Origin of the sequence: Pseudomonas sp. GW460-12-10-14-TSB1 (assembly GCF_017349775.1) — a bacterium.
GTDB lineage: Bacteria > Pseudomonadota > Gammaproteobacteria > Pseudomonadales > Pseudomonadaceae > Aquipseudomonas > Aquipseudomonas piscium.
Genome location: NZ_JACNAC010000034.1, coordinates 1 through 14,692 on the forward strand (window position 1 = coordinate 1; position 14,692 = coordinate 14,692).

The 14,692-nt window shown below is 63.6% G+C and carries 15 protein-coding genes; 10 read left to right on the top strand and 5 right to left on the bottom strand.

The annotated features are described in order from the left end of the window. From J4D52_RS19155 to J4D52_RS19175, 5 genes are all read left to right on the top strand, one after another. The coding region (locus J4D52_RS19155) for a hypothetical protein (protein WP_207272148.1) at window positions 1-240 on the top strand (240 nt) is incomplete at its 5' end. Window positions 241-517: 277 nt separating this feature from the next. Continuing rightward, on the top strand, window positions 518-2,002 hold the full coding sequence (locus J4D52_RS19160; protein ID WP_063430031.1) for a tyrosinase family protein: 1,485 nt from the start codon (window positions 518-520) through the stop codon (window positions 2,000-2,002). Between the two features lie 10 nt (window positions 2,003-2,012). Beyond that, entirely contained in the window at window positions 2,013-2,786 is a 774-nt protein-coding gene (locus J4D52_RS19165; RefSeq protein WP_102677428.1) for a DUF2182 domain-containing protein, read from the top strand. Next, window positions 2,779-4,860 (top strand): hypothetical protein, encoded by a 2,082-nt coding sequence (locus J4D52_RS19170; protein WP_102677429.1) that lies wholly within the window; start codon window positions 2,779-2,781, stop codon window positions 4,858-4,860. Before J4D52_RS19165 ends, J4D52_RS19170 begins: the two co-directional genes overlap by 8 nt. 58 nt (window positions 4,861-4,918) lie before the next feature. After that, window positions 4,919-5,254, top strand: a complete 336-nt coding sequence (locus J4D52_RS19175) for a hypothetical protein (protein WP_025809381.1) — start codon at window positions 4,919-4,921, stop codon at window positions 5,252-5,254. Window positions 5,255-5,312: 58 nt separating this feature from the next. On the opposite strand, the gene J4D52_RS19180 is transcribed toward J4D52_RS19175, so the two are convergent. Beyond that, entirely contained in the window at window positions 5,313-6,023 is a 711-nt protein-coding gene (locus tag J4D52_RS19180; protein ID WP_231103233.1) for an isoprenylcysteine carboxylmethyltransferase family protein, read from the bottom strand. A 241-nt stretch (window positions 6,024-6,264) separates the two neighbouring features. On the opposite strand from J4D52_RS19180, the gene J4D52_RS19185 reads away from it, so the two are divergent. The 3 genes from J4D52_RS19185 to J4D52_RS19195 all read left to right on the top strand — a co-directional run bounded on the left by J4D52_RS19185 (window position 6,265) and on the right by J4D52_RS19195 (window position 8,173). Further along, window positions 6,265-6,735 carry an arsenate reductase ArsC gene (locus J4D52_RS19185; protein WP_063430023.1) on the top strand — a complete coding sequence of 157 codons (471 nt, stop codon included), beginning with the start codon at window positions 6,265-6,267 and terminating at the stop codon, window positions 6,733-6,735. Beyond that, window positions 6,735-7,469: an arsenical resistance protein ArsH gene (gene arsH / locus J4D52_RS19190; RefSeq protein WP_063430021.1), complete on the top strand. Its 735-nt coding sequence runs from the start codon at window positions 6,735-6,737 to the stop codon at window positions 7,467-7,469. The genes J4D52_RS19185 and arsH overlap by 1 nt, the downstream gene beginning before the upstream one ends. An 86-nt stretch (window positions 7,470-7,555) precedes the next feature. Next, complete coding sequence (locus J4D52_RS19195; RefSeq protein ID WP_063430020.1) at window positions 7,556-8,173, top strand: DNA-3-methyladenine glycosylase; 618 nt, start codon at window positions 7,556-7,558, stop codon at window positions 8,171-8,173. A gap of 179 nt (window positions 8,174-8,352) precedes the next feature. Here the strand turns inward: J4D52_RS19195 and dctM are convergent, their stop codons facing one another. The 3 genes from dctM to dctP all read right to left on the bottom strand — a co-directional run bounded on the left by dctM (window position 8,353) and on the right by dctP (window position 11,347). Next, window positions 8,353-9,636 carry a C4-dicarboxylate TRAP transporter large permease protein DctM gene (gene dctM, locus J4D52_RS19200; protein WP_025809386.1) on the bottom strand — a complete coding sequence of 428 codons (1,284 nt, stop codon included), beginning with the start codon at window positions 9,634-9,636 and terminating at the stop codon, window positions 8,353-8,355. Beyond that, the gene (locus tag J4D52_RS19205) at window positions 9,636-10,268 is read right to left on the bottom strand and encodes a TRAP transporter small permease (protein WP_063430018.1); all 633 of its coding nucleotides are present in this window, start codon (window positions 10,266-10,268) and stop codon (window positions 9,636-9,638) included. Before J4D52_RS19205 ends, dctM begins: the two co-directional genes overlap by 1 nt. An 89-nt stretch (window positions 10,269-10,357) precedes the next feature. Beyond that, window positions 10,358-11,347, bottom strand: a complete 990-nt coding sequence (gene dctP, locus J4D52_RS19210) for a C4-dicarboxylate TRAP substrate-binding protein DctP (RefSeq protein WP_102677430.1) — start codon at window positions 11,345-11,347, stop codon at window positions 10,358-10,360. 252 nt (window positions 11,348-11,599) lie between these two features. Between dctP and J4D52_RS19215 the strand changes: the two genes are divergently transcribed. Together J4D52_RS19215 and J4D52_RS19220 are read left to right on the top strand one after the other, a co-directional pair. Further along, on the top strand, window positions 11,600-13,174 hold the full coding sequence (locus J4D52_RS19215; RefSeq protein ID WP_063430012.1) for a phospholipase effector Tle1 domain-containing protein: 1,575 nt from the start codon (window positions 11,600-11,602) through the stop codon (window positions 13,172-13,174). Then, window positions 13,174-13,830, top strand: a complete 657-nt coding sequence (locus tag J4D52_RS19220; protein ID WP_063430011.1) for a DUF2931 family protein — start codon at window positions 13,174-13,176, stop codon at window positions 13,828-13,830. Before J4D52_RS19215 ends, J4D52_RS19220 begins: the two co-directional genes overlap by 1 nt. A gap of 22 nt (window positions 13,831-13,852) precedes the next feature. Here J4D52_RS19220 and J4D52_RS19225 read toward each other — a convergent pair whose 3' ends face one another. Next, a complete protein-coding gene (locus tag J4D52_RS19225; RefSeq protein ID WP_063430009.1) occupies window positions 13,853-14,668 on the bottom strand; it encodes a CoA ester lyase in 816 nt (271 codons plus the stop codon). Window positions 14,669-14,692 lie beyond the last annotated feature (24 nt).

Below are 14,692 nucleotides of genomic sequence, written 5' to 3' on the forward strand. Positions count from 1 at the left end.
GGCCCTTCGAGCCACCGTGTTTTGCTGGCGGACGACAGCTGGCAGGAGCGGCTCGACATCGACGGCTGGGCCCTGACCCTGATCAACCATGGCCAGACCCTGAGCCACTGCGAGCAATGCCTTTCACCGGATGGCCGGGTCGAGACACTCGACGCCTGGCAGCGCTACGGTACCGACCCGGTCAAACTCCTGAGCATCTGGGAACACCAGCAGTTGCAGCGCCTGCTGCAGGCGTTGTGAAGCCACGACTCCTGTACTGCACCCATCAATAGAGCCACGCCAATCCCCCGTCCGTCCGCACAAGCAAGCAAAAACCATGTCGTTCATCGGGATAATCGGAATCGGCCATGGCGTTTTTGCCAGGCTTCTATACTCAGTTCCGGAGAGGCGCGTACCAGCACTGCGGGTCTCATGAGCGCAGTTCCGCCGTGAACATGAAGTCGCCAGCGGCAAAGGATTGCGAGGGGTGTGGCGCCACACGCGCCACCCGGCCTGATGCTGCAAGGGAGGTGCATTCATGAACACGATTCGACAGGATGTGGCAACACTCGGCTCCGGATGGAACAACAAAGTCTTGCTCAACTACGCGCTGGCCATGCGCGAACTGGACAAACTACCGATCACCAACCGCAACAGCTGGAAGTTCCTCGGCGCCATCCACGGCTTCGATCGGCAGTTGTGGGTCGAGGTGAATGTCCTGGGCGATTCCGATCCGGTTCCCAAGGACCTGACCAACTTCACCTACGGCAGCCAGTGCCAGCACGGCAGCTGGTACTTCCTGTCCTGGCACCGCGGTTACCTGGCGGCCTTCGAGGCGATTGTCGCGGCCAAGGTGAAGGAACTGACGGGCGACGACTGGGCGCTTCCGTACTGGAACTACCTCAATGACAAAAACCCGGAAGCGCGGCGAGCCCCGGAGGCGTTCCTGGCAAACACCCTGCCTGACGGCAGCCCCAACCCGCTGAAGAAATACCCTCGCCGGCAGGGCTTTACCACGCTGCGGCCGAACTCCCTCGATGCCTTCAGCCTGGCGGCGATGCAGGAGAACGATTTCCAGGTCGGCAATGACGGCAGCATCGGCTTCGGTGGCGGGGTCACCGGCAATTTCGCCCAGTTCGCCCGCTGGACCGGCGACCTGGAGAACAACCCGCACAACACCGTGCATCGCCTGATCGGCGGTGGTGAAGGTTTCATGGCCGACCCGTACCTCGCCGCACTGGACCCGATCTTCTGGTTGCACCATTGCAACGTCGACCGGCTCTGGGAGGCCTGGATGAACACCCCGGGCAAGACCATGGTCCGCGATCCGCGCTGGCTCGACGGTCCGGCCGACCGCCGTTTCATCATGCCGGCGGTCGGTGGCAGTGACCCTGGCATGAAATTCACCGGCCGCGACACGTTGAAGGATGGCAAATTGCACCCGAGCTATGCCGACTTGAGCATCGGCACGGGCGTGAAACCAGGAGTAGAGGCTGTGACACGGGTCAAGATGGGTGCGCCGGAACAACAGAACATCGAACCTATCGGTGCCAACCGTTCAGTGGTCACGGTCGGCGGCGCGCCGGTGCGCACCCAGGTCGACCTCGACCGCCAGGCCACCAGCACCGGCATCGCCGCGATGGGCGCCACGGACCTGGGCCAGCCGGTGACCCGGCTGTACCTGGCGCTGGAATCGGTGCGCGGCTCCGCGCCCTCGCCGCAGCTTGCGGTCTACATCAACCTGCCGAAAGACAGCGATCCGCAGCAGCATCCCGAGTGCCATGCCGGCAGTCTGACGCTGTTCGGGCTGAACGTCGCCTCGCGCCCAGACGGTGGCCACGGCGGCCACGGGCTCGGCTATACCATCGACATCACCGACCTGGCCCAGCGCCTGACCGATGCTGGAGATTTCGATCCGGACTATCTGCGGGTGACCCTGGTCCCGGGCGAGCAGGTATCGGCGGATAAACCGGTGACCGTGGAGCGGATCAGCGTGCTCAAGCGCAGTGGTATCGTCAGCTGAGTAACGCCTCATGCAACCCGGACCGCTCTTGCTCAGCTTCACCCGGGCGCCCTGGCCGTTGCTGTTCGCGACGGCCGGGCTGGGCCTGGCCCTGTGCCTCTACACCACCGGGCACAGCACCCTTCCCGCCTTCTGCAGCGCTGTGGGTGGGCTGTCCATCGTCACCAGTTGGCCCACCGCGCTGAAAGCGGAGTTGGCCCTGAACCCGGCGCAGCACATGCTCGCGGACTGGGCCTTGATGCTGCTGGCGATGATGCCGCCCCTGCTGGCGATGCCGCTCCTGCATGTCTGGCACTCCAGCCTGCCGCGCCGGCGCATCCGTGCGGCGCTCGTGTTCCTGCTCGGCTACACCGCCTTATGGATGGCCGCCGGGCCGCTGCTGATGGTGCTCGCCTTGCTGCTGCAACTGAGCGTCGCCGGCGCGGCGCTGGCCACGGCCCTGCTGGTTGCCCTGCTGTGGAGTGCCAGCCCGTGGCAACGCGCGGCGCTCAACCGTGGCCACCGCATGCGCCGGATCGGTCTGTTCGGCTGGGCCGCCGACCGCGATTGCCTGGTGTTCGGCGCCACCCACGGGGCCTTGTGCATCGCTTCGTGCTGGGCCTGGATGCTGGTGCCGCTGCTGGGCGGAGCCTGGCACATTCCACTGATGCTGGTGGCCGGGGCAATCATGCTGGTCGAACGCCTGGCACCGGGCGATCGGCCGCGCTGGCACTGGCCAGTGATTCTCCCTCGACTCGATCTCTGGCTCCTTATTACGCGCAAGGTGGCGCACTCCCATGACTAGACGGACCTGCCTGACGATCGGCGTGAGCACGCTGACGCCGCTGCCAAACCAGACGTTGCGTTTCGCCTACCTGGACGGCGCCGTGCTCGCCGCCCGTTCGATCGGCGACTGGGCGTTGCGCTCGGGCTTCGGCGCCGACAACGTCAGGATCGTCGACGACGGCCCCATAGACGGCCAGGGCAATCCGGTCACCCGCGAGCGGGTGCAACAAGCGGTGGACGAGCTGTTCCCCTCGGGGGCCGAAGTGGTCGAGCAATTGATCCTGGCGTTTTGCGGCCATGGCCTGACCGACGCGAATATCGGCTCGATCTCCTGGCTGTTCAGCGATTCGCTGCGCCAGAAATACCGCGTCCTGGCCGACTCGTTCTACACCGAGTTGCTGCTGCATGGCGTACAGCGCATCACCCTGATTACCGATGCCTGCCGCGAAGCGCCGAAGAGTCTCGATCTGACGCGACTGGATCCGGTGCGCGGGATCGTCGTGCAAGGCACCCAAGTGGAAAACCCCAAGTTCGATCGCCTGGCCGCCTGCCAGGACGGGCAGCTGGGTTACATGGTCTCCGAGCCGATGTCTGGCGCTCCGGGCAAATGCGTGTTCTCCGGGGTGATCGCCGATGCGCTGTGGGGCATCGAGCCGACCGCCATCAGCAATGGCCTGATCACCACCGCGACCCTCGGCATGTGCGTGCGCTCGCGCACCACCGAGCGGGCGAAAGAGTATCGCCTCAAGCTCAATCCGCAGTGCCTGGTCGATCCGGAACCGGCCGTGCTCTACAACACCGCCCAGCCGTTGCCGGGCCCCGCCGGGTTGCAGCCCTGGCCAGCCGCGGGCAACGCCGCCACTATGGGCCCGTCCACGGCGGCCGGCCCGGTGGATTCCGCCGAGCATAACCTTGAGCGGGTACACAGCGACGCGGCCTTTCGCGAGCACATGCTCGGCGCCGATTTCGGGCTCAAGCAGCATGACCTGACGGTTCCCGCCGACCAGATGATCACCATTCCCGACTCCAGCAAGGAGCTGCTGCAGGATCTGGTGGTGCTTCGCCAGCAGAGCCCGCGTTTTCCCGAGAAGAAGCAAAAGGTCAAGGCACTGGTCCAGCAGCTGGAAGCGGATGCCGCCGCCGATATGCGTAAGTCCGCGGCCACCGAGGTTCGCCGCCGGATGAAACAGATCGGCGACCCGGGCGAGGCCAACCTGATCGTCTACGGCGAGGGCGCGAAGCTCCTGTCCCGGGCCCCGATCGAGCGACTGGACAGCACCTCGCTGTTCGAGACGTTCCGCGCCATCAGCGATCCCCAGGGGATGCCGGTCCTGGTGGCGCTAGCCGATGGCACCTTCACGCCGGTGGTGCCTTATGCGGGTCAGTACGCCGTGGTGATGCCCAGCCCCCTCGGCGATATTTTCCAGGCCTATGGAATGCCCAAGGCCCCCGACAGATACCTGGCGATGCTCGGCGCGATCGACGATTTCGCCGCTGGCCGGCTACAGGCCGAAGACATCGACCAGTTCGCCGCCGGCGTATGCCATAAAAAGCATGCCGACCCCATGCTGGGCGTGATCTGCGCCTACCTGTACCGCGCCGTTGCCGACTACGACAGCATCCGGCGCCTGGCGTATTTCTATGCCGCCCAGGGTCAGCCGGTGCCTTTCGACATTGCCTTGCTCGGGGCCATGCGGGTGACCCGGGAGGCAGACGGCACCCCAAGCTTGCAGATACCGGCCGTCAAGGCGCGCGCGCTCCGGCCCAAGGCGACCAAGGCCCCCGACTATATTCGGCGCGCGACACCCGCGGTACAGGCCTGGATCGGTGGACGCTGCCCCTGGCTGGGGCTGGGCTGGGACTATGTCAACGACCCGCGGCCGGAATGGGCTGCACTGGTCGACGGGCTTGCCGAGCATGCCAAGGCCGTGCGGCACAGCGGATCCACGGTGCTGCCAGGCAAGGTGGCGCGCAAGCTGGCAAAAGCCTGGCGCCTGCAGGCATCGGCCCGCGAAGACCTGACGCGACCCGCGGTAGCCCGCCAGGCGCCCGCCAAGGAAACGAACCGCCCCTCGCAGCGGTCTGAACAGTGATGGCATTGAGAATGGGGCAGCGCCACAAAGCCCCGACATTCACAATGGAGGTCTCACCATGAGCGCCCTGACGATCGAAGGCTGGTGCAAGTCCAGCGATGGGCAAAAATCCATGCCGCTGGGAGAGATCCATTTCTACGTCGATGGCCCCCTGCACCTGCGCCTGGAAGAAGCCGAGGAACGCCTGCAGAAAACCCATGAACAGGAGGCCATGGTCGATGTCGACATGGACACCATGGAGCTGATCATGCCCGAGGAGTACACCCCCCTGTCCGACTGCCGGATGCGCGTCTACCTGCAGCACGGCCGCGGCCAGTTCCACCTGGTGGGGCACCGAGCCAGCGATGGCAGCCTGATCTATAGCAATGCGGTGTTGATCGACCAACTGCTGTAGAGGCCCTCCCCGCCAGTGGCTTTACCCGGAGGCGCCGTGCCCTGGCGCCTCCCGGCCATTACCAGAGGCCGGGGAACAGTCGCCAGCGCACCCGTTGGCAATAGTCGGCATAGCCGGGCAACTCGGCCTGCAACAGCTGGTCCTCCCATGATGTGCGCAGGACCAGCAGCGCTGCGGCCAGCGCGGCGGGAACCAGCGCCCAGAACGAAGCCAGCGCCAATGCCATGCCGAAGAACAGGCACAGCGCCGCGAGATACCCGGGATGCCGCACAAAACGGTAAGGCCCGCTATCGATGACCCGCTGGTGCCGCTCGGACTGGATCCGCACACCCGGCTCGAAGAACGGGTTCACCGCCTGCGCCCAGCCGGTCACCGCGATGCCCGCCAGCATCGCGAGATACCCCACCAGCACCACCCAGGCCGGAACAGCCGAGCCATGCAGCCGCCCGGCATCGAGTGCGGCGACCGGCAGCACGGCCGCCATCGCCGGCAGGAGGATCGCCAGCAGTTTTTTGTCCCAGCTATTGGTGCCCGCCTGGAAGCGGCTGCGCGCGCGGTAGATCACCGGATTGACCCGGGCGAGCACCAGGGCCGAAACGCCAAAGCCCAGGGTCATGACGGCGAGGAATATCCAGCCGGGCCACCAGGCGATCGTGCCGGCCGGCAGGAAGATCAATCCCAGCAGCGCCAGCGGCAGGCCGATCGCATAGGCGATGGCCGTGCCGCGCGACATCGGGTCCGGATCCCGAGGTGTGGAAGGGGTTTGCATAACGTTCACCCATAGGCAGAGAGATGAAGCCTGGCCCGGTGAACCTCATGGATAGGCCTGGCATCTTCGAGCTGCGCTGAACCTGAAGCATAGAACACAAGCGCAGATCCCCTGCCCAACCCGGCGCCGACACACGCAGCTTGGCAACGCTCCTTCATATCCGTATATTCGGATAACCATATATTCACACCAATGACGCCTGTTCAGCGTCTTGGCCCAACCCTTCTGCCCGGAAACCTCGATGAAAATCCTCTTCATGTGCACCGCCAACAGCTGCCGCAGCGTTCTTTCCGAAGCCCTGTTCAACCATCTGGCGCCGGCCGCTCATCACGCAGTGAGCTCGGGCAGCTTCCCCAGCGGCACGCTCAACGCCCGCGCCCTGGCCACCCTGGAGCAAGCCGGCGTCAGCACCGCAGGCCTGTACAGCAAAGGTTCGGAAGCCTTCGCCGACAACCCGCCCGATATCGTCATCACCGTCTGCGACAAGGCCGGCGGCGAGCCCTGCCCGGTGTATTTCGGCCCGGCGCTGAAAAGCCATTGGGGGCTGGAAGATCCTTCGGAGGTCCAAGGCGATGAGCAAGCGATCCAGGCCGCCTTCGAGCAGACTGTGCAGAAAATCCGCCAACGCTTCGCCGTCTTCTTCGCCCTGGACCTCGACCACCTCTCGCCCACCGAGCTGAAAAACGCCCTCGACCGCATCGGAGCGCTGTGATGAACGACGACCAGAAGCGCAGCGAAGAACAGCTGTCCGCCCTCGATCTCGAACTGCTGCAAGCCTTGGCGCCGGAGCATCTGGAGACCCCGGCAACAGCCGCGCACAAACCGCGCATCCTGCTGCTCTACGGCTCCACCCGCGAGCGTTCGTTCAGCCGCCTGCTGACCCGGGAAGCGGCGCGCATTCTCGAATTCCTCGGCGCCGAAACCTATATCTTCGACCCCAGCGGCCTGCCGCTGCCGGACGATGCGCCAGTGGATCACCCCAAGGTCCAGGAACTGCGCGAACGGGTGCTGTGGTCCGAGGGCCAGGTCTGGTGCTCGCCGGAACGCCATGGCGCGATGTCGGCGGTGTTCAAGGCGCAGATCGACTGGATCCCCCTGACCCTCGGCGCGGTACGCCCGACCCAGGGCAAGACCCTGGCGGTGATGCAGGTCTGCGGCGGCTCGCAGTCGTTCAACACGGTCAATCAGCTGCGCGTGCTGGGTCGCTGGATGCGCATGTTCACCATCCCCAACCAGTCCTCGGTGCCCAAGGCCTTTCTCGAGTTCGATGACGACGATCGCATGAAGGCCTCGCCCTACTACGACCGGGTGGTGGATGTGATGGAAGAACTGATGAAGTTCACCCTGCTCCTGCGCGGCCGCGCCGACCTGCTGGTGGACCGTTATTCGGAACGCAAGGAAAGCGCCGCGGCGCTGTCCAGCCGGGTCAATCAGCGTTCGATCTAGCTCAGGGAATTCCAGCGCAAGAGACCGAGTGCAGCGTCGGGCATTGCTGGTTAATCTCTGGCGACGCCCTTGGTCCAGGACTTTCCATGCCCGATCCGTTTCTTGAGGCCCGTGCCTTTCTGGCCGGGCTCGACCCTGACTGGGCCCGTCACGTCGAGGCGGTCGGCCCGTGCCTGCACCAGGCCAAACCGACCCGCGAGCCCTATGAGGCGCTGGTGCGGGCGATTGCCTATCAGCAGCTGCACGCCCGCGCTGGCGATGCGATTCTCGGGCGTTTTCTTGGGTTGTATGGCCCGGCGTCCTTCCCCTCCCCCGAACAGATCCTCGCCACTGACTTCGAGCCATTGCGCGCCTGTGGTTTTTCCGCCGGCAAGATCGCCACAATCCGTGGCATTGCCGAGGCGACCCTGAGTGGTGTAGTGCCGGACTATGAAGCGGCCCGGGCCATGGACGACGAGGCACTGATCGAACGCCTGACCAGCCTGCGCGGCATCGGTCGCTGGACCGTGGAGATGCTGCTGATCTACAGCCTGGAACGCCTGGACATCCTGCCCGCCGACGACTTCGGCGTGCGCGAAGGCTATCGCCGCCTGAAGGGTCTGGAGCAGCAGCCGACGCGCAAGCAGATGATCGAGATCGGCCTGTCCTTGCGCCCGCATCGCACGGTGGCGGCCTGGTATCTGTGGCGGGTGCCGGCGCGTTGATCGAGGGTTGATCGCGGCAAGCCTGGCGCCCACAGAAGCGTGTCCATCTCGATTCCACGCCTCGCCCCCGTAGGAGCGAGGCTTGCCCGCGATGACGATCTCAAGAACAGCATCGCCCTCAAGGGCCCCATCGCCAGCAATCGAGCGTCGACCGGCTGCTCCTACAGAAGCGTATTGCGTCAGTTCATCCCCAGCCAGTTCGGCAGCGCCAGGGAAATGAACGGCACGTAGGTCACCAGGATCAGGAACGCCAGCAGGATCATCAGCCACGGCAGCGCCGCGCGGATGGTCTGGCCCAGGCTCAGGCCGGTCACCGCCGAGGTGACGAACAGGTTCAGGCCCACCGGCGGATGCACCAGGCCGATTTCCATGTTGACCACCATGACGATCCCCAGGTGGATCGGGTCGATGCCCAGCTTCATGGCGATCGGAAAGAAGATCGGCGCCAGGATCAGCACGATGGCCGAGGGTTCCATGAAGCTGCCCGCCACCAGCAGCACCACGTTGACCATCAGCAGGAAGCCGATGGGCGACAGCCCGGCATCCATGACGAAGGTGGTGATCTGCTGCGGGATCTGCTCGGTGGTCAGCACATGGGCGAAGAGCATGGCGTTGGCGATGATGAACATCAGCATGATCGACAGCCGGCCCGACTCCACCAGCACTTTCGGGCAGTCGCGCAGGCGCATGTCCTTGTAGACGAACAGCGCGACGAAGGCCGAATACACCGCCGCCACGGCCGCCGCTTCGGTCGGGGTGAACAGGCCGCTGTAGATGCCGCCGAGGATGATCACCAGCAACAGCAGGCCCCAGAAGGCCCGGCGCGCGGTGCTCAGCCATTCGCGGAACGACACCCGCGGTTGCGCCGGCAGCTTCTTGATCCGCGCGACGATGTAGATCACCACCATCAGGATCACGCCCAGCAGCAGCCCCGGGACGACCCCGGCCATGAACAGCTTGCCCACCGAGGTTTCGGTGGCCGCCGAGTACACCACCATGACGATCGACGGCGGGATCAGGATGCCCAGGGTCCCGGCGTTGCAGATGATCCCGGCGCCGAACTCCCGCGGATAACCGGAACGCACCATGCCGGCCACGGCAATCGAGCCCACCGCCGCCACCGTTGCCGGCGACGAACCCGACAGCGCGGCGAACAGCATGCACGCCAGCACCGCGGCAATCGCCAGGCCGCCGCGGATGTGCCCGACGCAGGCGTTGGCGAAATCGATCAGGCGCTGCGCCACGCCGCCGGTGGTCATGAAGGCCCCGGACAGCAGGAAGAACGGGATCGCCAGCAAGGTGTAGGCCTCGGAGGTTTCGAACAGCTTGATCGCCAGGGAACTCAGGGAGTCCGGGCTGAACAGCAGGATCGACGTGGCGCCGGCCAGCCCCAGGGAAATGGCGATCGGCACGCCAAGGAACATGAAGACGAACAGCATCAGAAACAGGCAGAGAATGGCCATCAGTGCTGATCCTCGTGGTGACTGGCAAGCTTGCTGGCCTCGGCCGCCTCATCGGCCAGGCCCAGGTTGATCTGCCCGCGCATGAGGATGCGCCACATGATTTCCAGGTAGCGGATCAGCACCAGGGCAAAACCGAAGGGCACGATCATCGCGATATGCGACAGGTGAATGCCGAACTGGTCCAGGTCCTCGGCTTCGATGCCGGCCTGGATCAGCGCCATCAGCCACTTGAAGCTGGCGACCATGAACAGCCCGGCGTAGACCATGCAGCACAGGCAGGCGATCACCGCCAGCAGGCGCTGGGCCGGGCGCGAGGCCAGCTTGACCAGCGCGTCCACCCCCAGGTGCCCGGCGGTGCGCACGCCGTAGGAAATGCCGAAGAAGATCAGCCAGCCAAACAGCACCTTGGTCAGCGCCACGCTCCAGACCATTTCCTGGGCCAGCTCCATGAGGAAGTCGCCGATCCCCAGGAACAGCGCGCTGCCCCCTTCCCAGGCATCACCGATGGAGTAGAACAGCGGGTAGAGGTTGTTGAGCACCACGTAGACGAAAGTCACCAGCGTCATGGCCGCCAGCAGGAAGGCGATGAACGCCTCTTCAAAATGTTCCCAGAACCGCCTCAGCCTGTGCATTGAGGTTCTCCGCGAGAATGCCAGTGGAGTGCAGCCCGATAACGGCTGCCGATGGGCCGCTGCGAGCGCAGCGGCCGGGATACAGGTCGTTATTGCGCCTGGTTGGCAGCTTCGGCGGCCTGGATCAAGTCGGCGCCGATATCGCCCTCGAACTTCTTCCACACCGGGCGCATGGCTTCGCGCCACTCGTTACGCTGCTCGGGAGTCAGGGCGACGATTTCGCTGGTCTTGGCGTCGATGATCTTCTGCCGGGACGTCTGGTTCAGGGCTTCGGCCTGTTTGTTCACTTCCACCGAGACCTCGGCCATGATTTTTTCCAGCTCGCCGCGCACATCCGGCGGCAGGCCGGTCCAGAACTTGGCGTTGGTGATCACCATGTAGTCGATCAGGCCGTGGTCGGTCTCGGTGAAGTACCTCTGCACCTCGTGGACCTTCTGGCTTTCATAGTTCGACCAGGTGTTCTCGGTGCCATTGACCACGCCAGTCTGCAGGCCCTGGTAGACCTCGGCGAAGCTCATCTTGCGCGGGTTGGCGCGCACCGCCTTGAACTGTTCCTCCAGCACGCTGGAGGCCTGCACGCGGAACTTCAGGCCACGGGCGTCCTTGGGTTCCACCAGTTTCTTGTTGGCCGACAGCTGCTTGAGGCCGTTGTGCCAATAGGCCAGGCCGAGGATGCCCTTGTCCTGCATGGCGGTCAGCAGTTGCTTGCCCTCGGCGTGCTGGAAACGGTCGACGGCGGCGAGGTTGTCGAAGAGGAATGGCAGGTCGTAGATCTGGATCTTCTTGGTGTACTGCTCGAACTTGGCCAGGGACGGTGCGAGCAACTGCACATCGCCCAGCAGCAGCGCCTCCATTTCCTTGCCGTCACCGAACAGCGAGGAGTTCGGGTACACCTCGACCTTGACCCGGCCCGGCAGGCGCTCCTCGGCGAGCTTCTTGAACAACAGGGCGCCCTGGCCCTTGGGGGTGTTTTCCGCCACCACGTGGGCGAACTTGATCACGATAGGGTCGGCGGCCTGCGCGAGACCGGCGCCCAGCAATGCGGCGGCACAGAACAACGCCCGAGAGAGCTTGAACATGGACTTCACCTTCTTATTGTTGTGGTTGATCGCAGAGTGCCTAAGGGCACGTGTATTGAGAATTTCGAATTTTTGATACCCGCGTTCGCCTCAGCCGAACGCCGCGCGCGCTCGGCAATCCCCCTCTGAAATTCCATTTCCCCTACGACGGAATCAGCACCTGCCCAGCCTCTTGCAGATTCCTCCTAAATCCATCGCCCGCCATTCCCAGTACGGTTTCCAGCGCCCCTTTCGCCTGAACCAGGACCACCCATGGCCAGCAACGGACCCGGGCCAATGCCCAGCCTTCTTCGGCCCGCCAACCCCAACCAGCACTCTGCTGAACGCTCCGCCGAGACCGAACAACCCAGCTACGGCGAACAGCTCTGGGCCCAATATGAGAAATACGCCAAGGAACCTGCGCCACCGCCTGAAAAGGTCCAGGTGGCGCTACGTATCGGAGTGTTCTTCGACGGCACCGGCAATAACGCCAGCAACTCGGCCATGGGCCAGATTTGCGGGGCGCAGAATCCTATCGAAGCCAGGGATATCGATGGCAGTTGCAAGCCGTATATGAGGGATCCGGAGAGTAGTTATGGGAATGATGTGAGCAATGTTAAGCGGTTGAGTGATTTGTACTTTTCCGAACAGGAATCTGAAGGTAAGGGCCTACAAAGACAGGCCTTTCGCTCCATCTATATCGAAGGTATCGGCACGCAAGCTGGCGAAAAAGATAGCGTGATCACCTCGGGAACGGGGCGTGGCGGTACGGGAATATCAGGATGTGTGCAGAAGGCATTTATCGAGATCAAGCAACGTCTTGGTATTTTCTTCGAGCAGAACCCTGACAGCGAAATTACCTCTCTGACCTTCGATGCCTTCGGCTTTAGCCGAGGCGCCGCAGCAGCCCGGCACTTTGCCAATGAAGTCGTGCGCTGGCTAGGGCCACTCGAGCTGATTCTGCACGACCACTCCAAGGCCTTCAGTCGCCGCTTCAACCGACAGTACGGCAACGACCTAGACATGGGCTTTATCGGCCTGTTCGATACGGTGCCGTCAGTTGCCGGGCTGAGCAATCTGGGCAACGTGCGCAGCGCCATTGCCCCAGGTATCAAGCTGCACCTCGACCGTCGCTACTTTCGCTCAGTGGTCCAACTGGTCGCCCGCGACGAGTACCGCGCCAACTTTGCCCTGAGCCGGGTCAAACCCGACCACATGGAGATCACCCTGCCCGGTGCACACTCGGATATCGGTGGTGGTTATCTGGATGAGGTGCAGGAGTGTGTACTGGTCAGTCCGATGCAGGCGCTGGAGGTGCCGCTCAATACTGATGTGACCCACACCCCGATTTACCGAGACGCGGTACAGGCAAAATCGCGCTGGCTGGACAAGGGCTGGCCCGCACAATGGCTGGAGATCGTCACACCGGAGCCTATGGTTCTGCCGCAAGATCCGCAGGACCGTCTCGGCTTACGACAAAAACGAGTGTATGCGGGCTTGCAGCTCAAGAGGCCAATGAGCAACAAGCTGTCGCGGGTATGTCTACGAGTCATGTATGAGCTCGCTAAACAACACGGTGTACGCTTTCAGGACATCCCAGACATACCCGAACATGAGATTCCGACCGAACTTCAATCGCTTTGTGACAGGTTTGTCGCAGGTGACTACAGTACGACTCCAACCGAGGAGACCATGCTCAAGCTGCGTTATATCCATCTCTCAGCTCACTGGAACCACCCACTTGGCAAACAGGATGGCGGCAGCCTTAAAGTTGTCTATATCAATGCCCCCACGGTGGATGCCGTGCGTGCGCAACATCCTCACGTACCTGACTGGACGCTTTGGTAATGAGAGTATTCATCGCCCTACTGGGCGCACTACTGCTAAGTGGCTGTCTGGCCAGCGATCCGCTATCCGCAAAAAACGATCCCAAAAACCCCTGGTGGGAGCTTGGCTTTACCGAACCCTACTACATGAAAGTCTGGGTCGAAGACAGCGCAGTAGAAGATATCAACGGAATGCTGTTTCGACGCACCGGTGGTGGAACTGCATCAGGCGGCAACCTCGGTTACCAAAAGGAATGGGCCAGAGGCTGGAGCGAAGTTGGTGGTGATGGCAAATCGGTGATCGGTGCCGACCTGCCCAAACGCATTTTCGTTCGCTGGCAATCGGTGGTTGAACCGCAAACCTATCGGGTATGGATCGACATCCCGGAAGAGGCCCGACAGATCATGCGCAAGACCACGGCCCGTCGGTGCCCGGAAACGCCACAGCAAACCGCCAGCTATATGGCCTCAGTCAATCTAGGGCTGGCACCGGGAGGCATTGTCCAGGTCTGGGTAAGAGATGAATGTCATCACCCAATCAAAGTCACCCGCGTCCAAGCTGAAGTTGAGCCTTTAGGGCCGAGCCAAGGCAAAACCAATGGCCGTTACGCCTACCAGATCAGTGAAGGGTCCAAACGCTACATAGAGAAATATGGCATTCCCTATGGCAGTTGGTAACGCGCAGACCAGGTTGCGGCTGTCACGGGTTCAGCGCCAGCAGTCGCTGCGCTCGCAGCAATACCGGCGCATCGACCATCTGGCCGTCGATCTGGTAGGCGCCGGCGCCGTGGCTGCCGGCGTCCACCACCCGTTGCGCCCAAGCCAGGTCCTCGGCGCTGGGGGCCAGGGCCTGGTGGATCACCGGCACCTGTTTCGGGTGGATGCACAGGGCGCCGCCGAAGCCCATTTCGTAGGCGTGACGGATGGAGCTGCGCAGACCTTGCGGATCGTCGATGGCCGGGTGCACGCCATCCAGCGGCGCGACCAGCCCGGCGGCGCGCGAATGCAAGATCAGCGCCAGCCGCGCCTGGTCCAGGGCGAACTGCGCCGCCGCCGAACCGCTGCTGAGGTTCAGGTCCAGCGCCAGGTCCAGGCCGCCGAAAGACAGGCGCTGCACCGCAGGAGCCCGGGCGATTTCCGCCAGGGCCAGTAGCCCGCGAGCGCTTTCGATGATCGGCCAGATCTGCTTGCCGGTGGCCGCTACCGTCGCCACCTGGGCGGCACTTTCGACCTTGGGCAGCAGGATGCCGACGACCCCGGCGTGACCTTTGCAGAACGCCAGGTCGGCGGCATGTTCGGCATGCTCCGGAGCATTGACCCGCACCCACAGCCTGACCTCGGGTTGGCTGTCGAGGAACTGGCCGAGGTTGTCCCTGGCCTGGCGCTTGAACGGCTCTTCCACGGCGTCCTCGAAATCGACGATCACCGCATCGGCGCCACTGGCCAGGGCCTTGCCGAAACGCTCGGGACGACTGCCCGGCACGAACAAGGCAGAGCGGACAATAGGGTTGGACATGTTGAATTCCTTGTAATGAACGCC